The organism is Arthrobacter ruber, from assembly GCF_002954225.1.
Taxonomy (GTDB): domain Bacteria; phylum Actinomycetota; class Actinomycetes; order Actinomycetales; family Micrococcaceae; genus Arthrobacter_D; species Arthrobacter_D ruber.
On sequence record NZ_PPTH01000003.1, the window covers coordinates 1 to 5,412 of the forward strand.

The window sequence follows — 5,412 nt, forward strand, 5'->3', positions numbered from 1 at the left end:
CCGGGGTGCTCGTGTGGAGTGTCCCTGGTGTCCCTGGTGGGGGTGGGTGGTAAGTCTGGTGGGTTACATCAATCGTGCTGGATGTAACAGTATTCAGTTGTGGTTCCTGTTGTTGGTTGGGAACCGCATAGTGGACGCGTAGCATTCGATCTTCACCCTCCCCGTGTGTCACCGAGGGGTGGTGGGTTGGAGTGTCCGTGAGGAGGGTTTCACCCGGTTGCCCGGTGTGTTCCTCTTCGTGGTCCTCGTTCCCGTCCCTGGTGGGGGTGGGTGTGTGGTGTAAGTTATCGGCTTATTAGTACCGGTCAGCTTCACAGGTCTTTAGTCCCTGCTTCCACGTCCGGCCTATCAACCCAGTGGTCTGGCTGGGGGCCTCTCACACTCTAGGTGTATGGAAATCTCATCTTGAAGCAGGCTTCCCGCTTAGATGCTTTCAGCGGTTATCCCATCCGAACGTAGCTAATCAGCGGTGCACTTGGCAGTACAACTGACACACCAGAGGTTCGTCCGTCCCGGTCCTCTCGTACTAAGGACAGCCCTTCTCAAATTTCCTGCGCGCGCAGCGGATAGGGACCGAACTGTCTCACGACGTTCTAAACCCAGCTCGCGTACCGCTTTAATGGGCGAACAGCCCAACCCTTGGGACCTACTCCAGCCCCAGGATGCGACGAGCCGACATCGAGGTGCCAAACCATGCCGTCGATATGGACTCTTGGGCAAGATCAGCCTGTTATCCCCGAGGTACCTTTTATCCGTTGAGCGACGGCCATTCCACAATGTGCCGCCGGATCACTAGTCCCGACTTTCGTCCCTGCTTGAGATGTCTCTCTCACAGTCAAGCTCCCTTGTGCACTTACACTCGCCACCTGATTGCCAACCAGGCTGAGGGAACCTTTGGGCGCCTCCGTTACTTTTTAGGAGGCAACCGCCCCAGTTAAACTACCCATCAGGCACTGTCCCTGACCCGGATTACGGGCCGAAGTTAGATATCCAGAGTGACCAGAGTGGTATTTCAACGATGACTCCACGTGAACTGGCGTCCACGCTTCACAGTCTCCCACCTATCCTACACAAGCCACACCGAACACCAATACCAAACTATAGTGAAGGTCTCGGGGTCTTTCCGTCCTGCTGCGCGTAACGAGCATCTTTACTCGTACTGCAATTTCGCCGAGTTTATGGTTGAGACAGCGGGGAAGTCGTTACTCCATTCGTGCAGGTCGGAACTTACCCGACAAGGAATTTCGCTACCTTAGGATGGTTATAGTTACCACCGCCGTTTACTGGGGCTTAAATTCCCAGCTTCGTCCCACGCAAGCGTGAAACTAACCGGTCCTCTTAACCTTCCAGCACCGGGCAGGAGTCAGTCCGTATACATCGTCTTGCGACTTCGCACGGACCTGTGTTTTTAGTAAACAGTCGCTTCCCCCTGGTCTCTGCGGCCCCGATCCGCTCCGGCGAGCTAGTCGCCATCACAGTTGGGGCCCCCCTTCTCCCGAAGTTACGGGGGCATTTTGCCGAGTTCCTTAACCATAATTCTCTCGATCGCCTTAGTATTCTCTACCTGATCACCTGTGTCGGTTTGGGGTACGGGCGGCTGGAACCTCGCGCCGATGCTTTTCTCGGCAGCATAGGATCACCAAATTCCCCCTTGCGGGGGTCCCATCAGATCTCAGGCCTGTGACTGAACACGAGGACGCGGATTTGCCTACGCCCTGCCCTACATCCTTAGACCGGGACTACCATCGCCCGGCTTGGCTACCTTCCTGCGTCACACCTGTTAATACGCTTACCTCCCGAGATCAGGTCCCGCGATCGGCAAAAAACCACGTCACCACAAGGGTGGGCGGTCATGCTTCTGGCGGTTAGTGTCCCTCGATCAGTATTGGCGGTTCTTCGCCGGTACGGGAATATCAACCCGTTGTCCATCGACTACGCCTGTCGGCCTCGCCTTAGGTCCCGACTTACCCAGGGCAGATTAGCTTGACCCTGGAACCCTTGATCATTCGGCGGACGGGTTTCTCACCCGTCTTTCGCTACTCATGCCTGCATTCTCACTCGTGTAGGCTCCACCGCTGGTTTCCACCGCGACTTCACTGCCCACACGACGCTCCCCTACCCATCCACATCCTTGAACCAAGAGAGCAAGTCTCCGGCTTGGGATCTATGTGAATGCCACAACTTCGGCGGTGTACTTGAGCCCCGCTACATTGTCGGCGCGGAATCACTTGACCAGTGAGCTATTACGCACTCTTTCAAGGGTGGCTGCTTCTAAGCCAACCTCCTGGTTGTCTGGGCAACTCCACATCCTTTCCCACTTAGCACACGCTTAGGGGCCTTAGTTGGTGGTCTGGGCTGTTTCCCTCTCGACTATGAAGCTTATCCCCCACAGTCTCACTGCTGCGCTCTCACTTACCGGCATTCGGAGTTTGGCTGACGTCAGTAACCTTGTAGGGCCCATTAGCCATCCAGTAGCTCTACCTCCGGTAAGAAACACGCAACGCTGCACCTAAATGCATTTCGGGGAGAACCAGCTATCACGAAGTTTGATTGGCCTTTCACCCCTACCCACAGCTCATCCCCTCCATTTTCAACTGAAGTGGGTTCGGTCCTCCACGACGTCTTACCGTCGCTTCAACCTGGCCATGGGTAGATCACTTCGCTTCGGGTCTAGATCACGCCACTTTGTCCGCCCTATTCAGACTCGCTTTCGCTACGGCTTCCCCACACGGGTTAACCTCGCGACGTAACACTAACTCGCAGGCTCATTCTTCAAAAGGCACGCCGTCACAGATACAAGTCTGCTCCGACGGTTTGTAGGCACACGGTTTCAGGTACTATTTCACTCCCCTCCCGGGGTACTTTTCACCTTTCCCTCACGGTACTGGTCCGCTATCGGTCATCAGGGAGTATTTAGGCTTACCAGGTGGTCCTGGCAGATTCGCACGGGATTTCTCGGGCCCCGTGCTACTTGGGATCCTCTCCAAACGGCGTCACGCATTACGGTTACGGGACTAACACCCTCTCCGGCCGGGCTTTCAAACCCGTTCACCTATACGCACGCACTCATTTCACCAGTCCGGCAGAACTGGAACGGAAAGTCCCACAACCCCAGTGATGCAACGCCCGCCGGCTATCACACACCACTGGTTTAGCCTGATCCGCGTTCGCTCGCCACTACTGACGGAATCACTATTGTTTTCTCTTCCTGTGGGTACTGAGATGTTTCACTTCCCCACGTTCCCTCCACGTACCCTATGTGTTCAGATACGGGTCACCCGGTCACTCGCGCGCCGGGCGGGGTTTCCCCATTCGGACATCCTGGGATCAAAGTTCGGTTATCAACTCCCCCAGGCTTATCGCAGATTCCCACGTCCTTCTTCGGCTCCTGATGCCAAGGCATCCACCGTGTGCCCTTAAAAACTTGACCACTAAGATCAAAAACATATCGAGAAAACCAGGCCCGAACATGACGTCCGAAACCAGATTTATCTTAGAAATTGCTTCTTTTTAAGATGCTCGCGTCCACTATGCAGTTCTCAACCAACAACCCCGTCACACCCCCACCCACCCCACCAACGGGACAAGCAGGACCTGCACGGGAAACCAGAAACAACCGGATCCCACCCACCGAACCCCGCACGAACACCGGAGAACGACAAATAAGAGCCCTGTTATCTCAGGACCCAACAGTGTGCCAAACGATCACCACCACCACGCACCAACCAACCCTTTCCAACCCCACCATGACCCCCGGCCACCCCCACCAACAGGAAGGGACAGCACCAGGAACCACGACCAGGCGTACTCGAGCCGGCCAACACCAGCAGCGAAACCTATTCATTGATATTCCACCCATGAGCACCCACCGCGGAACAAACGCCCGCGCTATGGGCTGACTCCTGCAGACCACACACCCGACACTTGGGACGGGCACATGAACCTGAGGCGCTCCTTAGAAAGGAGGTGATCCAGCCGCACCTTCCGGTACGGCTACCTTGTTACGACTTAGTCCCAATCGCCGGTCCCACCTTCGACGGCTCCCTCCCACAAGGGGTTAGGCCACCGGCTTCGGGTGTTACCAACTTTCGTGACTTGACGGGCGGTGTGTACAAGGCCCGGGAACGTATTCACCGCAGCGTTGCTGATCTGCGATTACTAGCGACTCCAACTTCATGAGGTCGAGTTGCAGACCTCAATCCGAACTGAGACCGGCTTTTTGGGATTAGCTCCACCTCACAGTATCGCAACCCTTTGTACCGGCCATTGTAGCATGCGTGAAGCCCAAGACATAAGGGGCATGATGATTTGACGTCGTCCCCACCTTCCTCCGAGTTGACCCCGGCAGTCTCCCATGAGTCCCCGGCATAACCCGCTGGCAACATGGAACGAGGGTTGCGCTCGTTGCGGGACTTAACCCAACATCTCACGACACGAGCTGACGACAACCATGCACCACCTGTAAACCGGCCACAAGTGGCTGACACATCTCTGCATCATTCCGGTTCATGTCAAGCCTTGGTAAGGTTCTTCGCGTTGCATCGAATTAATCCGCATGCTCCGCCGCTTGTGCGGGCCCCCGTCAATTCCTTTGAGTTTTAGCCTTGCGGCCGTACTCCCCAGGCGGGGCACTTAATGCGTTAGCTACGGCGCGGAAAACGTGGAATGTCCCCCACACCTAGTGCCCAACGTTTACGGCATGGACTACCAGGGTATCTAATCCTGTTCGCTCCCCATGCTTTCGCTCCTCAGCGTCAGTTACAGCCCAGAGACCTGCCTTCGCCATCGGTGTTCCTCCTGATATCTGCGCATTTCACCGCTACACCAGGAATTCCAGTCTCCCCTACTGCACTCTAGTCTGCCCGTACCCACCGCAGATCCGGAGTTAAGCCCCGGACTTTCACGGCAGACGCGACAAACCGCCTACGAGCTCTTTACGCCCAATAATTCCGGATAACGCTTGCGCCCTACGTATTACCGCGGCTGCTGGCACGTAGTTAGCCGGCGCTTCTTCTGCAGGTACCGTCACCACCCCCAAAAAGGAGCGGCTTCTTCCCTACTGAAAGAGGTTTACAACCCGAAGGCCTTCATCCCTCACGCGGCGTCGCTGCATCAGGCTTGCGCCCATTGTGCAATATTCCCCACTGCTGCCTCCCGTAGGAGTCTGGGCCGTGTCTCAGTCCCAGTGTGGCCGGTCACCCTCTCAGGCCGGCTACCCGTCGTCGCCTTGGTAGGCCATTACCCCACCAACAAGCTGATAGGCCGCGAGTCCATCCAAAACCACAAAAGCTTTCCACCAACATGGCATGCGCCAGAAGGTCGTATCCAGTATTAGACCCGGTTTCCCAGGCTTATCCCAGAGTCAAGGGCAGGTTACTCACGTGTTACTCACCCGTTCGCCACTAATCCCCC

At 56.2% G+C, this 5,412-nt stretch carries 2 rRNA genes; both read right to left on the bottom strand.

What is annotated here, in order from left to right:
- Positions 1–274: 274 nt before the first annotated feature.
- A 23S ribosomal RNA gene (locus CI785_RS00020) occupies positions 275–3,430 on the bottom strand.
- A 529-nt stretch (positions 3,431–3,959) separates the two neighbouring features.
- Positions 3,960–5,412, bottom strand: a 16S ribosomal RNA gene (locus CI785_RS00025); the annotation flags it as partial.